18 protein-coding genes and 1 riboswitch are annotated in these 16,860 nt (G+C 59.1%); of the genes, 7 read left to right on the forward strand and 11 right to left on the reverse strand.

Translation table 11 applies throughout. The annotated features are described in order from the left end of the window. Both BM063_RS16285 and BM063_RS16290 read left to right on the forward strand, forming a co-directional pair. Positions 1-226: transposase (locus BM063_RS16285; RefSeq protein ID WP_177199239.1), on the forward strand; the 226-nt coding region annotated here is incomplete at its 5' end. A 111-nt stretch (positions 227-337) separates the two neighbouring features. After that, complete coding sequence (locus BM063_RS16290) at positions 338-685, forward strand: glyoxalase (protein WP_245752325.1); 348 nt, start codon at positions 338-340, stop codon at positions 683-685. Positions 686-948: 263 nt separating this feature from the next. Here BM063_RS16290 and BM063_RS16295 read toward each other — a convergent pair whose 3' ends face one another. From BM063_RS16295 to BM063_RS16325, 7 genes are all read right to left on the reverse strand, one after another. Then, entirely contained in the window at positions 949-1,704 is a 756-nt protein-coding gene (locus BM063_RS16295; protein WP_177199240.1) for a class I SAM-dependent methyltransferase, read from the reverse strand. 187 nt (positions 1,705-1,891) lie between these two features. Beyond that, entirely contained in the window at positions 1,892-3,601 is a 1,710-nt protein-coding gene (gene ptsP / locus BM063_RS16300; protein ID WP_245752326.1) for a phosphoenolpyruvate--protein phosphotransferase, read from the reverse strand. A gap of 33 nt (positions 3,602-3,634) precedes the next feature. Beyond that, on the reverse strand, positions 3,635-4,111 hold the full coding sequence (locus BM063_RS16305; RefSeq protein ID WP_092041544.1) for a PTS sugar transporter subunit IIA: 477 nt from the start codon (positions 4,109-4,111) through the stop codon (positions 3,635-3,637). Next, positions 4,098-5,486: a PTS fructose transporter subunit IIC gene (locus tag BM063_RS16310; RefSeq protein WP_092041547.1), complete on the reverse strand. Its 1,389-nt coding sequence runs from the start codon at positions 5,484-5,486 to the stop codon at positions 4,098-4,100. Before BM063_RS16310 ends, BM063_RS16305 begins: the two co-directional genes overlap by 14 nt. Positions 5,487-5,504: 18 nt before the next feature. Further along, positions 5,505-6,455: a 1-phosphofructokinase gene (pfkB, locus tag BM063_RS16315; protein WP_092041550.1), complete on the reverse strand. Its 951-nt coding sequence runs from the start codon at positions 6,453-6,455 to the stop codon at positions 5,505-5,507. 15 nt (positions 6,456-6,470) lie between these two features. Further along, entirely contained in the window at positions 6,471-7,205 is a 735-nt protein-coding gene (locus BM063_RS16320) for a DeoR/GlpR family DNA-binding transcription regulator (protein ID WP_342713762.1), read from the reverse strand. A gap of 314 nt (positions 7,206-7,519) precedes the next feature. Beyond that, a complete protein-coding gene (locus BM063_RS16325) occupies positions 7,520-8,350 on the reverse strand; it encodes an ATP-binding cassette domain-containing protein (protein ID WP_092041557.1) in 831 nt (276 codons plus the stop codon). A 236-nt stretch (positions 8,351-8,586) separates the two neighbouring features. Next, positions 8,587-8,699: riboswitch (TPP riboswitch) on the forward strand. A gap of 223 nt (positions 8,700-8,922) precedes the next feature. Between BM063_RS16325 and thiC the strand changes: the two genes are divergently transcribed. The 3 genes from thiC to BM063_RS16340 all read left to right on the forward strand — a co-directional run bounded on the left by thiC (position 8,923) and on the right by BM063_RS16340 (position 12,774). Next, positions 8,923-10,671 (forward strand): phosphomethylpyrimidine synthase ThiC, encoded by a 1,749-nt coding sequence (gene thiC, locus BM063_RS16330; protein ID WP_092041560.1) that lies wholly within the window; start codon positions 8,923-8,925, stop codon positions 10,669-10,671. 331 nt (positions 10,672-11,002) lie between these two features. Then, the gene (locus BM063_RS16335) at positions 11,003-11,686 is read left to right on the forward strand and encodes a TerC family protein (RefSeq protein WP_092041563.1); all 684 of its coding nucleotides are present in this window, start codon (positions 11,003-11,005) and stop codon (positions 11,684-11,686) included. Positions 11,687-11,856: 170 nt separating this feature from the next. Next, positions 11,857-12,774, forward strand: a complete 918-nt coding sequence (locus BM063_RS16340; RefSeq protein WP_177199241.1) for a DMT family transporter — start codon at positions 11,857-11,859, stop codon at positions 12,772-12,774. A 17-nt stretch (positions 12,775-12,791) separates the two neighbouring features. On the opposite strand, the gene BM063_RS16345 is transcribed toward BM063_RS16340, so the two are convergent. Further along, the gene (locus tag BM063_RS16345; RefSeq protein WP_092041569.1) at positions 12,792-14,180 is read right to left on the reverse strand and encodes an FMN-binding glutamate synthase family protein; all 1,389 of its coding nucleotides are present in this window, start codon (positions 14,178-14,180) and stop codon (positions 12,792-12,794) included. 125 nt (positions 14,181-14,305) lie between these two features. On the opposite strand from BM063_RS16345, the gene BM063_RS16350 reads away from it, so the two are divergent. Then, the gene (locus BM063_RS16350) at positions 14,306-15,736 is read left to right on the forward strand and encodes an FMN-binding glutamate synthase family protein (RefSeq protein ID WP_092041572.1); all 1,431 of its coding nucleotides are present in this window, start codon (positions 14,306-14,308) and stop codon (positions 15,734-15,736) included. A 41-nt stretch (positions 15,737-15,777) separates the two neighbouring features. Here the strand turns inward: BM063_RS16350 and BM063_RS17800 are convergent, their stop codons facing one another. Beyond that, complete coding sequence (locus BM063_RS17800; protein WP_177199242.1) at positions 15,778-15,921, reverse strand: hypothetical protein; 144 nt, start codon at positions 15,919-15,921, stop codon at positions 15,778-15,780. Between the two features lie 44 nt (positions 15,922-15,965). On the opposite strand from BM063_RS17800, the gene BM063_RS16355 reads away from it, so the two are divergent. Next, a complete protein-coding gene (locus tag BM063_RS16355; protein ID WP_092041574.1) occupies positions 15,966-16,199 on the forward strand; it encodes a hypothetical protein in 234 nt (77 codons plus the stop codon). On the opposite strand, the gene BM063_RS16360 is transcribed toward BM063_RS16355, so the two are convergent. Further along, positions 16,183-16,593 carry a hypothetical protein gene (locus BM063_RS16360; protein WP_092041577.1) on the reverse strand — a complete coding sequence of 137 codons (411 nt, stop codon included), beginning with the start codon at positions 16,591-16,593 and terminating at the stop codon, positions 16,183-16,185. The two genes, BM063_RS16355 and BM063_RS16360, sit on opposite strands and share 17 nt — an antisense overlap. A gap of 34 nt (positions 16,594-16,627) precedes the next feature. Next, entirely contained in the window at positions 16,628-16,765 is a 138-nt protein-coding gene (locus BM063_RS17805) for a hypothetical protein (RefSeq protein ID WP_177199243.1), read from the reverse strand. Positions 16,766-16,860 lie beyond the last annotated feature (95 nt).

The raw sequence follows: 16,860 nt of genomic DNA on the forward strand, positions 1-16,860 counted from the left end.
AAGTGAAAGGGGCAAACAACTGTATAAACGACGGAGTCAGACCATTGAGCGCAGCTTCGCTGACGCCAAAGAACTTCATGAGCTTCGTTATGCACGCTACAGGGGGCTTGCCAAAGTCAGAGAGCAATGCCTCCTTATTGCCGTGGCTCAAAACATCAAAAAAATGGCCTTGCTCCTCTCGAAGAGAGGAAAAGGCTTTGTGATCCGCCTAATTTACCAAATCTAATCTCCTTTATCTGTTTATTCCCCATAAACACGCAACCCCTGGCGCTTTTCTTGCGAAAAGAGCCAGGAGGTTTGTCATCAATCTCGCCCGCTACGAAAGCGGGCCTTTCTTTTGGCCAATCCCTGCCCGGAAGGAATCACCACGGGGTTGCACCACGCGCAAACCGTCATTTCCCGGGAAGCGGCCGGCTCCTCGGCCTCACCGAAATCAAAAACCCGCTTCTCTCCGGGCAAGAGGGGCTTCCGGCCTCAGGTCGGCGACCGGGAAGTGCACATGGGCACGGAGGAGGGCGAGGACCGACACAAAACCAAAGTCCATCTGGCCTACCAAGTGACCGATCTTGCCGGCTGGCGAAAGAAGCTCGCGGAACGCGGCATCTCCGTGCTGGAATCGATCCCGATTCCGGGATGCGACCCGGCCCTTCGGCAACCGGGTGGAGATGATCGAGCGGAAGGATGAAGCGCCTTAAGATGCAGATGTCAGGGGATTCCCTATAAGGGATTCCCCTTTTTCATTTCCGTTCCCCGATTGTTTTCGGAACCATCCTCAAGCTGTTTTTCTTTCCCTCGATGCCGGATCTTACTCCCTGATCTATGGTGAGTTCAACCGTGACGGGCCGGGCGGGACTTTCAGGCGCTTTTCGATGCGTAGACTTAAATCACATCGTTTTGATTCGTGATCAGTTGAACGAATGGACATATCCAGCAGCTTTTCCACTGGGTTTACACGTTGTTGTTCTCCTTTTTGCAAATCACTACCATAGACTCAGTGTACTGGGTCATTGGCCGATCTTTCCAACCGTCACAAATACGAAGCAATTTAAATCTATTTTTATCCAACAGGTGTTTCATCTCTTGCGGATATGTATAGCGAAGATCGATAAAACTTTCCTTTTCCTCAACGAACCGTCCTGCATCGAAAAAACGTCGAATCACTTTGCAATGCTCAATTTGTTTAATTGGATCATATTGTTCTTTTATATAGATCTGTACTGTTCTCCCCTGTGCATCAATCACAGTGCGCCAGAATGTTTCATGATCTGACAATGCGTGTTCCTCAAAGGAAGGAAAATGCGTATCAAAAACGAAAACCCCATGATCTTTTAAACACCGGTATACTGATTGCAACGCTTGATCCTGATCTTCATTGGTTAGAAAATGTTGGAAAACATGTCCGGTCATAAAATCCAAGTGTAATTGGCGACAATCTTGCAAATGCCAATCAATTGAATGACAGGGTGACATTTTTTCTTTTGCTCTGTTGAGCATTTCCTCATGTATATCGACAGCGATCAAGGAATACCCTGCCTCTGCCATGGGAATGGTAATTCTCCCAGTTCCACAGCCCAGTTCCAAAATTTTTTCTCCTTTTTTTACATACTTTTCAGCAAGATCCAAGAGAAAGGGAAGCTCGCTTGAAGACGGATTTTCCAGATCATAAAGAATCGGATCTTCATATTCCGATAAATTGATATCCATTTCATTTTTCCTCCTCTTTTTCATCAAACCAACCCTTCAATTGATAATATTTTGTCTTTTACTTCGACAAAAAAAAGACTGCTGATCTGTTACCCCTATCAGCAGTCTTAACAGTGACCTGCGGGACATCGCTTCCCGCAAAAAATCGTACTCAACCGGAGTCAAGAGAAAGCCGGTCTGTTACCGGTCATCCCTTTTGAATCAGCCGGCGAACCCCCTCGGGATCCGCTTCCTGCAGGGCCCGGTCCGCCAGCGCCCGGGCGGCGGAGGTGTCGATCGAGCGAATCCGCTCCTTCACTTCCGGAATGGTGCCGGAGCTCATGGAAAGCTCGCTCAGTCCCAATCCCACAAGCAGCTCCGTCATCCGGGGATCGCCCGCCAATTCGCCGCACATGCCGACCGGGATGCCCGCCTGCCGGGCCGCATCACAGGTCTGCCGGATAAGGCGGAGGACGGCGGGGTGCGCCGCGTCATACAGATGGGCCACCCGCTCGTTCCCCCGGTCGGCGGCCAGGGTGTATTGAATCAGATCGTTGGTGCCGATGCTCATGAAATCCACTTCCCGCGCCAGGATGTCGGCGATCGCCGCCGCCGCCGGCACTTCCACCATGATGCCGACGGAGATGTTCTCGGCCGCGGGAACCCCTTCCCGTTTCAGCTCCTCCCGGCACTCCGCAAGCAACGCCTTGGCTTCCCGGACCTCCGACACGCTGGAGACCATCGGGAACATGATCCACAGGTTGCCGTGCACCCCCGCCCGGAGCAGGGCCCGGAGCTGGGTCTTGAAGATGTCCCGCCGGTCCAGGCAGAACCGGATCGCCCGATGGCCCAGGAAGGGATTCTCTTCCTTGGGGAAATCGGCGTAGGGAAGATCCTTGTCCCCGCCGATATCCAGGGTGCGGATGATCACCGGCCGCTTTCCAAAGGCCTCCAGCACCCGGCGATAGGCCGCGTATTGCTCCTCCTCGCCGGGCCAATCGCGGCTTTCCAGATAGAGGAACTCGGTGCGGAACAGGCCGATGCCCTCCGCTCCGTTCTTGAGGGCGGGCTCCACATCCTGCAGGTTGCCGATGTTGGCGAAGACTTCAATCCGCCGGCCGTCCGCCGTGACGGCATCCTCGCCGGCCCTTTTCACGGCTTCGATCCGCCGCTTTTCCTGCTCTTCGATCTGCTCGCGGGCTTTGCGCTCGGTGTCCGGATCGGGGCGAAGCGTCACCTTGCCCGCCTCCCCGTCGACGATGAGCAGGTCTCCCTCACGGATCTGCTCGATGGCCCCACCCAGGCCCAACACCGCAGGAATCCCCAGGGTTCGGGCCATGATGGCGGCATGGGCCGTCCGGCTCCCCTTGGCCGTCACCATCGCCGCAATCCCCGCGGGAAATTGCGCCGTGTCGGAGGGGGCCAGCTCCTCCGCCACCACGACGCTTCCCGGCTCGATCAGGGAGGGATCGAAGGGCTCCTCGCCGGAAAGGTTCAGCAACAGACGGTCGCCGACATCCCGGATGTCATCGGCGCGGGCCTGCATGTACTCATCGGGAAGGGCGGCCAGCATGGACTGCATTTCGTCCGTCACCGCCGCGCACACGGCTTCGGCGTTTTTCTTCTGATCGCGGATGCGGTTTTTCATTTCGCCCACATAGGCGGGATCATCCAGGAAAGCCAGGTGCGCGTCGAAAATGGCCGCTTCCGCTTCCCCCATGCGCTCCTCCGTCGCTCGGCGCAACCGTCCGATCTGCTCCTTCGTCCGATCAACCGCCCGTTCCAGGCGGGCGATCTCCTGCTCCGAATCCTCCACCGACTTCTCCTCGACGCGAGGGCGAACCTTTCTCCAGCGCACCGCCTGCCCCAGGGCCAAACCGGGCGCGGCACCCACACCGGTGAACTGTTCCATCCTCATGACACCCCTTCTTTAATCGCTGGACTTTGGCGTTCATGACTGAATGTTACGGGGTTGCGATCCGTTTTGCAATGACTGAATCACTTCTTCGGGGGAAGAAATCTCCAAAAGCCGCCGGCGGAACGATTCGTCGATCAGCTTTCGGGACAGGGCCGCCAGAATCTGCAAGTGTTCGTTTCCTTCCTTTTCTTTCGGAACGGCGATCAAAAAGATCAACCGCGCCTGTTCTTCCTTCCCCGGTTCCCAGCGGATCGGCCGCGTCAGGCGGGCGAAGGCGACGGCCGGCTCCTTCACCCCCCGAGACTTGCCGTGGGGAATGGCCACATCGAAACCGATCGCGGTCGACCCCATCTTTTCCCTCTCGAAAACGTCCGCCAGATACTGCTCCTTGTCGCTCAGAATCCCGCTTCTGTCCAGGATCCCGGCCAAGGCGCGAATCACTTCCTCCCTCGATTCACCTTCCATGTCCAGCCGGATCCATTCCGGACGAATCAGGTCATTGATTTCCATCGCCAACCTCCTGTGCCACAACATTTTTCTTCAGCAGGGAGACGAGAAGGGCCGTCACCACCGTGCCCGCCGCGATGGCCAGGAGGAAGCCCGCGAGATTTCCCACCGCGTGCGGGATCGGCAGCACGAAGACCCCGCCGTGCGGAGCGCGCAGGGTGCAGCCGAGCCCCATCGCCAGCGCCCCGGTGACGGCGGAACCGACGACGATGGAGGGGATGACGCGGAAAGGATCCGCCGCCGCAAAGGGAATCGCTCCCTCCGTGATGAAGGACAGCCCGAGAATTCCCGCCGCCTTTCCGGCTTCCCGCTCTTCCCAGGTGAACTTCCGGCGGGCAATCCGGGTGGCCAGCCACAAGCCCAGGGGAGGGGTCATCCCGGCGGCCATCACCGCGGCCATCGGCCCGTAAATCTCATTCCCCAAAAGGCCGACGCCGAAGGTGTATGCCGCCTTGTTCACCGGTCCCCCCATGTCAAAGGCCATCATCGCCCCGAGCAAAAGACCCATCAGGACCGCGTTGGCCGTTCCCAGGGACTTTAGCCACGCCGTCAGGGAATCCATCACGCCCTTTACCGGCGTGCCAATGACGTAAATCATCAACAGGCCCACGACGAGGGTGGCGAGGAAGGGAATCAGAAGGATCGGTTTCAATCCTTCCAGGGATTTGGGAAGGCGAATCTTCTCCTTCATCCACTTTGCCACATATCCCGCCAAAAATCCGGCGACAATTCCTCCCAGAAAACCGGAACCGGTGCTGGAGGCCAACATCCCTCCGACCATCCCGGGCGCCAGTCCCGCCTTGTCCGCGATGGAATAGGCGATGTATCCCGCGAGGACCGGAACCATCAGGGCGAAGGCGCTCTCTCCGCCGATCTTCATCAGATTGGCGGCAAGGGACCCTTCCTCCTCCGCCGCGTGGATGCCGAAGGTGAAGGACAGCGCAATGATCAGCCCGCCTGCCACCACCAGGGGAATCATGAAGGAAACCCCGTTCATCAAATGTTTGTAGGGACCGCTCCGTTTCTGCTCCCGTTCCTTTTTCACGGCCTTCACCCGGTCTTCGTAGGATGCGGCCGGTTTGGACAAGGCCTCTTCGATCAGGCGTTCCGCGTTCTTGATCGCATCCCCCAGGGAGGAGCGGATCACGGTTTTTCCCTGAAAGCGGTCTTCCTCCGCGTCGACGTCCGACGAAAGGATCACGGCGTGGGCTTCGCGAATCTCCTCTTCGGTCAACCGGTTTTCCACACCGGACGCTCCCCGGGTTTCCACCTTGATGCTGACTCCCAACTTTTCCGCCGCCTTTGAAAGGGACTCCGCCGCCATGTAGGTGTGGGCGATTCCGGTCGGGCATCCGGTGACAGCCACCAATTTTTTCATTTTACTGCCCCCTTTCCTTTAGCAGGAGATCATCGACCGACAAGACAACTCTACCTGATCCAACAGCAAATGCGCTTCCTCCAGGGCGGCGAACTGGGTTCCCTCTTTGGAGGCCGTGGCGGAGGCGGCGGCCACGACAAAGCGGAGCGCCTCGTCCAGGGGCCACTTCCGCCGCTCTCCCAACACCAGCGCCGCCACCATCGCATCCCCCGCTCCCACCGTGCTGGAGACCGACACCCGCGGGGCCCGGGCCCGGATGGCCTTTCCTTCGGCGAAAAACCACGCTCCCTCGGCCCCCATCGACAGGGCGACCAGCCGTATCCCCCGGTCCAACAGCCCTTTTGCCGCCGCAAACCGGTCCTCCTCATCAGTCAGGGAGCGGCCGACCAGTCTCTCCAGCTCCGCCAGATTGGGCTTGACGGCATAGGGACCGCGCCGGACACCTTCCCTCAGGGCCTCCCCGTCCGCATCCAGATACACTTTCACGGAACGGCGTTTGGCCCGGTCGATCAAGATTCCGTAAAAGTCCTCCGGCGCTCCCGGAGGAAGACTTCCCGACAGCACCGCGATCTCCGCCCGTTCGATCGCGGCATCGTACACGTCCAGAAAGCGGGCGATCGCCTCCTCGTCGACCGGATCTCCCGGCTCGTTGATGTCCGTCACCCGGTCGTCCGCTTCCTCGACGATTTTCAGATTGGTTCGGGTTTCCGCATCCAGTTCGACGAAACGGTGTTCAATCCCCCATTCCTCCAGCCGCCTCAGGATCCACCGGCCGTGGTATCCTCCGACCCACCCGATGGCCAGGGGAGTTTCCCCCCACAGCTTCAGGGCGCGGGCCACGTTGATCCCTTTTCCGCCGGGATCCCGGCGAACCCGCCCCGCCCGGTTCAGATCCCCCGGCCTGAGCCTGGGAAGGTGGATCGTCTTGTCCACGGCGGGATTGAGGGTAACGGTTACAATTTTGCCCATGCTGCCGACTCCTTTTCACGCGCGAATGACTTGAACGCCTTGTTCCTTGATCCGCTGAAGAATCTCAGCGGGCGCCTTCTGGTCCGTAATCAGGATATCCACCGAGGACAGCGGAGCCACCTTGGCGAAGGAAACCCGACTGATCTTGCTGCGGTCGCAGAGCAGTATCACTTCCTTCGCCGCGCGAATCATCGCTTTCTTCACCTGGGCTTCCAGCAGGTGGGGCGTGCTGATTCCCTCTTCCGGATCCAGGGCGTTGGTTCCCAAAAAGGTTTTGTCCACCTTGATCATCCTCAGGGTATGTTCCGCGATCGGCCCCACCATCGACTCGATGCCCCGCCGCAACATGCCGCCGGTGCTGATCAGCTCCAGATGCTCCATCCCCTGCAATTCCTGAAGGATGTGATTGGAATTGGTCACCACGGTGAGGCGGGAAAACCGGCCGAGCAACCGGGCCAGTTGATAGGTGGTGGTTCCCGAATCCAACAGGATCGTTTCCCCGTCCCGGATCAGATCGGCGGCCTTTTCCGCTATGCGCTGTTTCTCCTGGGCGAATTGATCCTTTTTCTCCTGGACGCTGGGTTCAAACCCCACCCGCTCCCGGGGAATGGCTCCCCCGTGGGTGCGCTGAATCCGATGGGCTTCCTCCAATTCCTTCAGGTCCCGGCGCACCGTCGCCTCGGACACCCGGAAGACCTCGCTCAATTCCGCCACGGTGGCTCGTTTGCGCTCGTAAATGTACTCCATCATGCGCCTCTGTCGTTCCTCGGCGAAAATCTCTCCTCCCCCCTCTCCGGTTGATCTACTTTGATTATATTTGATTGATTATGATCGTTTCAAATGAAATTTGTTTGAATCCGTGCTTGGTTGCTTTTATTTTGCCAAAAGAAAAACCGGCACATCCCGTGCCGGCCGGTTTCACCCCCTGATCCGGGAAGTCGGAAATGTTCCGCGCCCGCCGAAGGCGCCCGGAGAACCACCGAATCCGCCCTTTACGCCGAGGCGATCCGGGCGGCGGAAGGCCGCGCCACCCTTCAGGCTCCGACAAGACGCGGCGGGCCGGGTCAGTACCCCTTTTCCCGCCGCTCGGCGATCAAGCCTGCCCTGCGGGAACGGGAACGATGATTGGCAAAAGTCTGCATCATTTCATACCAAGCGGCCACCGTCCCTTCCGGCACGTTGGCCGTCAACAGTTTTTTGGGTCCCATCCGGCGACAAGTGCCCGACTCCATCAGCAGCAGGTCATCCGCACATTCCGCCCAGCGGAGATCCCGGGTGGCGACCAAAATGATCCGGTGAGGCGCGAGGCGGCGCAATTCCCGCCACAAAAGCCGTTTTCCCCAGTGGTCCAGCCCCGCCGTGGGCTCGTCCAGCAGCGCGATCAACGGATCCCGGAGCAACATCTCAACCAGCAACACCCGCTTCACCATTTCCCCCGGGATGGCGGAAAGGGAGGCGCGCCGGACGGCGGCCAATCCCCATTCGGCGATCAGCTCGGCGACGCGCCTCCTGGGATAGGGCAATTGGCTGAGCTGGGCGCGGTATAAGAGATATTTTTCGAGAGAGATGGAATGGTTCATCCGGCGCATGGGCGGAATGTATATCATGCGGGATTTCAAATTTCCCAGGGCGGAGGTGCCCGCGGCGGCCGCGCGTCCCCGGGACCAGATCACCGTTTCGCCGTCCTCCAACTGGTAGGTGATTCGCCCGTCGTCAGGGACCTGCAGGGCGGCGGTAAGCTGCAACAGCGTGCTTTTTCCGGAGCCTTCGGGACCGAGAATCGCAGTGATGCCTTTCCTCGCGGCGGCGGTAAAATCGAGAAGGCCGATTCGGCGTGACCGCGGATGGTTTTTGGAAGCATAAACCTTGTTGAGATGAGACCACTCAATCCGCAAGGACTTTCATCCTTTCATCCGATGCACCTATCATTAAGGATACCCGAAAACCCGGGCAGAAAGAAGGGTCTTTTCCAATCTCTTGATCCATCGGATAAATCCGCCTCCCCCCGCATTTGGCTAAGATTCGGACGGTTAAATCTCTTTTAACCGTGTTCAATAATTTTAAAGGGCCGCAGCGGTCGTTTCGGCTGATTGACCCGTTGCGGGGGATGTGATACTTTCGAAGCGACAACCGCATATCCAACGGGAGCTTGGGGAAAGCCAGGCTGAGAGGGCGGGGGATCTGCCGCCGACCGTTGAACCTGATCTGGGTAATGCCAGCGCAGGGATGGAGACAAGGGGGCCCGGCGCCCTTTTCGGGGCGGTGCGGGTTCCGTTCGCCGCATGCCTGCGGGCATGCGGTTTTTTCTTGGAATGGTTTTTAAATCCGACGGCATTTCCGTTCAATCCAGAAGATGAAGAAACGGTGCATCATCTCTCCGAACCGAATCCGACGGACCCCTTCTCCCTTCTCAAGCCCCTTCCGTTGGTGTGCGCCAAACCGTTCAAAAGAAGGAGGAGGAGAAGGAATGTCCAACGACTTCCGCTTTCCGGCGAGCAAAAAGGTGTACATCCAGGGATCCCGGCCGGACATCCGCGTGCCCATGCGCGAAATCCGGCTTTCACCGACCACCGGCCGGTTCGGGGAAAGGGAAAACCCTCCGGTCCGTGTCTACGACACCAGCGGCCCCTGGACCGATCCGGATGTGGAGACCGACGTCAGGAAGGGACTGCCCCCGCTCCGGCGCCGGTGGATCGAAAGGCGCGGAGATGTGGAGGAATACGAGGGAAGGCAACCGCAACCGATTGACGACGGGTATTCTTCGAAGTCCGAAAGTCCCTCTCAACCGTACCCCGGACTCAAGCGCCGACCGCTCCGGGCCAAACCGGGGCGCGCCGTGACACAGATGCATTACGCCCGCCGGGGGATCATCACTCCGGAGATGGAATTCGTGGCCATCCGGGAAAACGTCAGCCCCGAATTCGTTCGGGAAGAGGTGGCCCGGGGGCGGGCGATCATTCCGGCCAACATCAACCATCCCGAAAGCGAGCCGATGATCATCGGGAAAAATTTTCTCGTCAAGATCAACGCCAACATCGGAAACTCCGCCGTCTCCTCCTCCATCGAGGAAGAAGTGGAAAAAATGCGGTGGGCCACCTTCTGGGGTGCCGACACGGTCATGGACCTGTCGACGGGAAAAAACATCCACACCACCCGCGAATGGATCATCCGCAACTCGCCGGTCCCCGTGGGCACCGTCCCCATTTATCAGGCCCTGGAAAAGGTGGGGGGCAAACCGGAGGAGTTGACCTGGGAAATTTACCGGGACACCCTGATCGAACAGGCGGAACAGGGCGTGGATTACTTCACCATCCACGCCGGCGTCCTGCTCCGGTACATCCCGCTGACCGCCAACCGGGTGACCGGCATCGTCTCCCGGGGCGGTTCCATCATGGCCGCCTGGTGTCTGGCCCACCACCAGGAGAATTTCCTCTACACCCATTTCCGGGAGATCTGCGAAATCCTGCGGACATACGACATCGCCATCTCCCTGGGGGACGGCCTGCGGCCCGGTTCCATCGCCGACGCCAATGACGAGGCGCAGTTCGCCGAATTGAAAACCCTCGGGGAACTGACGAAAATCGCCTGGGAATACGATGTGCAGGTGATGGTCGAGGGACCCGGCCACATTCCGATGCACAAAATCCGGGAAAATGTGGAGATTCAGCAAAAAATCTGCCACGAAGCGCCCTTCTACACCCTCGGCCCCCTCACCACGGACATCGCCCCGGGTTACGACCACATCACCTCCGCCATCGGCGCGGCGATGATCGGCTGGTACGGCACCGCCATGCTCTGTTACGTCACGCCGAAGGAACACCTCGGGCTGCCCAACAAGGAAGATGTGAAGGAAGGGGTCATCGCCTACAAAATCGCCGCTCATGCCGCGGATCTGGCCAAGGGGCATCCCGGCGCCCAGCTTCGCGACGACGCCTTGTCCAAAGCCCGTTTTGAATTCCGCTGGACGGACCAATTCAATCTGTCCCTCGATCCGGAAAGAGCCAGGGCCTATCACGATGAAACCCTGCCGGCGGAACCGGCGAAAACCGCCCACTTCTGCTCCATGTGCGGCCCCAAGTTCTGCAGCATGCGCATCTCGCAGGACCTCCGGGAATACGCCGCGAAAAAGGGGCTCACCCTCGAAGAAGCCGTGGAAACCGGCTTGAAGGAAAAGGCCAAAGAGTTCCGCGAGACGGGCTCTCGCCTCTACCGGTGACAAACGGGAATCTCTCCGGGACGGGGGCAGTCCCCCGTCCCTTCAATTTGCGATTGTCTGCGGAAGTTTCACGCTCTTCCGCGGAAAACCAAAAAAATGTCTTGACATATCGGTCTTCCTTTTCATAATATGTTAATGAGGAATGACAACATCATATCTTCCAAGGGGAGTAGCCGTACACAACAAAGTCGTCAGTTCGGGACTCCTGTCCCCGGCTTTGTTGGCAACGGGAACCCGTTGTTGGCAAGACCTTTACTCGTGGCAGTGAAGGTCTTTTATTTATTTTTAAGCCCGGGTCAATTTCCCGAATCAAAAGGAGTGGTACTTTCCAATGGAATGGCTTTCGCTGGATTTTTTCATCGCACTTTTCTCCATCGTCATTATCGATCTGGTTCTGGCAGGTGACAATGCCATCGTCATCGGAATGGCCGCCCGAAACTTGCCGAAGAAACAACAGAAACAAGCCATCCTCTGGGGAACCGCAGGGGCCATCGCCGTCCGTTCCCTTGCGACGATCTTCGTCGTCTGGATCCTGAAAATTCCCGGCCTTCTGCTGATCGGCGGCATACTCCTCATCTGGATCGCCTACAGATTGCTCGTGGAGAAAAAGGGAGATCATGACTCGGTTCAGGCCGGCACCACCCTCGGGGCCGCCATCCGCACCATCATCATCGCCGACACCGTGATGAGCCTCGACAACGTGCTGGCGGTGGCCGGCGCGGCTCACGGAAGCTTCATCCTGGTCGTCCTCGGGCTTTTGATCAGCGTGCCGATCATCATCTGGGGAAGCAGTCTGTTCATCAAATTGGCGGACCGTTTCCCGATCATCATTTACCTCGGCGGGGGAGTGCTCGCTTGGACCTCCGCCAAGATGATCACCGACGAAAAACTGCTTCAGCAATGGATGGATGAGCCCCTGTTGAAATGGGGAATCATCATCCTGATCGTCGCCGGCGTCCTGGCTGCGGGAACCATGAAAAACCGGAAGGCGGCCGCCACCGAAGACGCGGCTTGATGCATAGATTTCCGTCTCGTACAAGCCCACTCGGACCCCCATGTTCATCATATGATATGGAGCGACGGAGGGGTGTGCCCCTGTTTGCGCCGGGAAAGCGGCGGACAGTGGAACACCCCTCTCCGCTCCTTTCTGCATTTTTTAAAAATTGCCGGAAAGGATGTCCGTCCATGAGCGCGAATAACCGGGCAGCGTATCTGTTGCTGCTGGCGGTGACCGTGATCTGGGGCTATACGTGGGTGGCCCAGAAGCTCGGCCTCCACTACATGGGCCCCTTTTCCTTTTCCGTATTTCGTTTCGGCCTCGGCTCCCTCATCCTCATCGGACTCATCTTGCTGAAAAGAAACCCTTCCGTCACCGCCAGGGATCTTCCCGCCCTGCTTCTGCTGGGTCTTATGATGACCACCGCCACTTTTTCCTTTTGGATGGTCGGCATGCGTCACGTGTCCGCGGGAACCGCGGCGCTGATCGCCTACACGATGCCCATGTGGACGATGCTTCTCGCCCACCGGTTCCTGGATGAACCCCTGACCGTCCAAAAAGGAGCGGGACTTGTGGCCGGTCTGGGGGGACTCGCCCTGATCGCCGGCCCTTCGGCGGCCTCGGGACAGGATCTGCTCGGCGCCTTCCTCGTTCTCTTGGGCTCCATCTCCTGGGCCGCCAGCAACGTGCTGACCAAGGCGCGCTTTTCCAACCGCGACATGCTGGCGGTCACGGGCATCCAGATGTTTTTCGGGGCCGCCGGGCTGTTCCTCCTCACCCTGTTCTTCGAACCGTCCCCGCTTCCAAAGCGGTGGACAACGGAGCTGATCGCCCTCATCCTCTTCACCGGCATTCTGGCCTCCGCCTTCAGCTTCTTCGCGTGGTTTTACGCCCTCTCCCGCCTTCCGGCCGGAAAGACCGCCTTCTCGGTGCTGCTCGTCCCCGTCTTCGCCCTGCTGTTCGACTGGCTTCAGATGGACGAACCGGTCACCTGGGAGACGGCCGCCGGATGCATCCTCGTGTTGACCGGAATCGCCCTGGTTCAGCGTTCGGAGGAGGCAAAAAAAGCCCCTCCCCGAAACGCGGAAAAAACGGCTCGGGAATGAGCGGGATGCGCCACCTTTCAGATGAGCGGCAATCCCGTTATTTGCGCCGAGACGGGATCGAGGGCGACCAGATCCTCCCTTCCCACCTCCTTGAGCGAAGCCTTTCCCAGGGCGGCGGCGGCCAGTTTCATCTCCTTCACCAACGACTGCAAGAAACGGGCGGCGAAGACGGCCCCCTCATCCACATCGTACAACTCCCTCTTTTCCCCCGTGTAAAAGGCCAATTCGGTGGGCGGTTCCCAGGGCAAAACCTTCTGGGAACCCTGGGTGTGGCTGGAGGCAAACAGGAGAGGAGAACCGAGGGCGACCGCATCCGCCCCCAGGGCCAAGGCCTTGAGGCACTCCCCGGGCGTGTGGATCCCCCCGGAGACGATCAGGCTCACCCGGCCCCGCTTCTTCCGTTTCTCCAGATATTCCACCGCACGGCACAAACCGATCACCGTCGGCAGCCCCACATCATCCTGGAGAATGGGAGGTGTCCCCTTGGTGGCCGCTTGGGCGCCGTCCAGCGTGACGAAATCCACCCCCGCGTACAGGGCGATTTCCAGATCCTCCTCCACACGGCCGATGGCCAGTTTCATCCCGATGGGAACCCCCTTGGTGAGGGAGCGCAGCTCCTGGACCAACCGGCGCCAATCGCCCTTCCGGGACACCCCCGGAAACCGGGAGCGGATCTCCGCTTCCCCGTCGGGCGCCACCCCCATCAGCCGGGCCGCCTTTCCCCGCAGGTGCTTGGCGGGAACCTGACTGGGCGCCCCCGCCGATGAGCCCTGCCCGATGTGGATCTCGATCATGTCCGCTTGTTTCAGAATCTCGGGATCTTTGGCCCATTCGGCCCGGCTGTACTGGATGATGTACTTGTTCGCCTCCCGGAGCTCCTCGGGGAGAACGGGACCTTCGCCGGAGTTGGCGGCCGTCCCTGCCATGTTGGCCGCCTTGACCAAGGCCAACTTCACCTTTTCGGACAAGGCCAAACCGTACGCCATCCCGCTTATGATGAGCGGGATCTTAAGCTCCAGCGGTCGCCTGGCCCTCGGACCGATCACCGTCCGGGTATCCACCTTTTCCGCATCCTTCAGGGGCAGCCGGTCCATCTGGCAGGGAAGAAACATGATTCCTTCAAAATGGGGGAATTTCTTGGGGCTTCCCAAGGGACGCTTCAGGATTTTTCCGCTGTCGGCCCTCAGGCTGTTCTCCACCAGGATTTGGGGATCGATGCGCTGGAAGAGGGAAACCATCGTCATGATGTTTCTGTAGTAGGTCTCCGTTTCCGTCAGGGCCAACCCCGTGTCCACCAGTTTTTCGATGGTCGGCCGGACCAGAAGCAGGACGGCCGCGGCAACGATCAAAGCGGCGGCGGCGACGCCCGCCGTCATCCAGACGAAGGTCACCTCCATCCCTCCCATCCCCACCTTTTCTTCCCCTTTATCATCCCCTTCCCCCGAAAAAACTTGAGGAATTCATCTTTTCCCGCAAAAAGCGAAAAACTAGGATCGAAACAGCCAGAGACCAAAAAAAGGACGGAGAAAGCATGGATGTGTTTGTTTCGGCCCTGCTCGCCGCGCTTCTCGTCGCCCTGGCCGCCGGAGTCTTTCTGGTTTTCCTGTACCGGCCGATCCTCAAAGGAGTGACGGGGTTCGTCCTCCGCCTGCTCCTCACCGAATCCTACGCGAAAAACATGTGGGAATTCGTCTCCTCTGTCCGCCGGTTCAAACCCCTGAAGATCGCCGAAGGAGGTCTGCGGGCGGAATACGGGGAAATTTTGTCCCGTCCCCTGGGCACTCCCAAAAAATTGGCCGGTTTTGAGGGATTGATCTTCCTGCCAGCCCAACTGGCCACCCTCACCACCCGCGAAACCCACAAGGTGGACACCCGGACGGTGATCGGCCCGCAGGCGAAACGGCCCTTGCGGCTGGAGATTCCGTTATTGATCAGCGGCATGGGGGCGGGTGTTCCCCTGACGGAACCCGTCAAAATCGCCCTGGCCAAAGGAGCCTCCCTGGCCGGAACCGCGACCAACACCGGACAGGGACCGCTGCTTCCGGAAGAGCGCAAAGCGGCCGACAAACTGATCCTGCAATACAGTCGCGCTCCCTGGGCCAAAACATCGGAGGAACTGAAACAGGCGGACATGGTGGAAATCGCCGTGGGCGGGGGAGGAGACGCGGGTTCCCCCCAGGTGATTCCCTCGCGCCGGCTTTCCGGACGGCTGCGCCGTCTGATGGGATTGAATCCCGATGAAGATGCGCGGATTGGCTCCCGCGTTCCGGGGGTGGAACATCCCGACGACTGGCCGAAGCTGGTGAAAAAGCTGCGGGAAGAAACCGGAGGCGTGCCGATCGGGGTGAAGATCCTCCCGTCCCGGGTGGAGGAGGATATCGACCGGGCCCTCGAGGCGGGCGTCGATGTGATCACCATCGACGGCGCCCAGGCGGGAACGGGGGAATCGGCCACCATCGTCCAGGATGATTTCGGCCTTCCCACCATCCGGGGGCTGTGCCGCGCCGTGGAACACCTGGAAAAGCGCCATGCCAGGCAGAGGGTCAGCTTGATCGTCTCCGGCGGGCTGTATACCCCCGGTGATTATCTGAAGGTCCTCGCCCTCGGGGCCGATGCCGTCGCCCTGGGAACCGCCGTCCTGTTTGCGGCCCTTCACACCCAAATCACCAAGGTTCTCCCCTGGGAACCCCTGACCCAGCTGATCTGGTCCGGCGGATCCTCCGCCGGACAATTTGATGTGGAAAAAGCCTCCAAATACGTCGCCAATTTCCTCAACGCCTCGGTGGAGGAGATGAAACTGGCGGTCATCTGCCTTGGAAAAAAAGCCGTCTCCGAAGTGGGCCGCGAAGACCTCGTCGCCCTCGATCCCGAAACCGCCCGGTTGACCGGAATCCCCCTGGCCTACGGGCGGGAGGATTCCGTCCGGACCCAGCGGGAAAAAGCCCCGCAACCCTCCCTTTAGATCAAGAAAAAGCCCACCCGAACAACCGGCTCACATTCCTTTCATCCTTCCATCCGGTGAACATACAGCAGCCACGCGACGGCGATGACGGCGACAAAGCTCAGCATTCCGCTCAGGGCCAGGAAGGGATCGGCCCAAGAACAACCGGGGACATGAGCCCGGTCACCTGGGAACGGACCGTCCATGTAAACTGCTCCAAAGCCCTTCTCAAGGAGATTCTCCCCTGAACATGGGCCGGAACCGCCTCCTGGAACAGGGTCAGTACCGGGGGGACGGCACAAAAGGCCACAGCCCCTCCCAGGGCTGCGGCAGCCATCCCTCCGATCGGCGCCAAACCGGCCACTGCCTGAAACAGGGAGGCGACGGCAAGGGAATGGTTTCCACGGGTGTCAATTTCAATCCAAAATACTTCTTGCACTTCTTCGCGATCTGTATGCCGTTCCTGCTCACCAGCCCCAACTGATGAAGAATCGGATATTTGGACGGGACTTCCCTCGGTTCGCCGAAAATTCAAGACCGTTTCCGATCTTTTGGGGGTGGAAACGGAAGCGCCTTCTTTTCGACAATTCTCCGCCACTTTCCAAATATCCCGTGTTTCCAACGCCGCACTGAAAACCCCTTCGTTCTTTACAAAAAATCAGCGAGCATCCTTCCCAAATCGGTTTTGTTATCTGCCGATAATCCTCCACCGTGCTCAATTCCAAAAATCCAAAATCGGTGTGCGCCAAACAATGAATTGCGCCGGGAAAAGGCCTCCCATAAGAAGAAAAACGCAAACAAAACCAATCACCTAACCTTTGCGCCGTCCGGGCCAAATCATGGACGGCGAGAACAACCAACATGATCCAATTGAACATGCACGCGGCATCCCCCCAATTCATAAGAGCAAACTTATTTTTCAATTCGGCGAATGGGAATGCCCTCCTCTTCATCCATCATCAAGGTAAGAAAATCAACCCCCGCAGAAGCGGGGTGATAAATCAAGCGCAACGCCGGACGTACTTTTTTGACGCCCACCGGGTTGGACAAGGCGGCCATTCACTCCGTGGTATGAACAGGGGAGAAACTGGCTGCGGCGGCAGATGCTCGCGTGCGGCATGGAGGTGGAGATCGACGCCGCTTCC

The organism is Planifilum fulgidum (assembly GCF_900113175.1).
Classification (GTDB): domain Bacteria; phylum Bacillota; class Bacilli; order Thermoactinomycetales; family DSM-44946; genus Planifilum; species Planifilum fulgidum.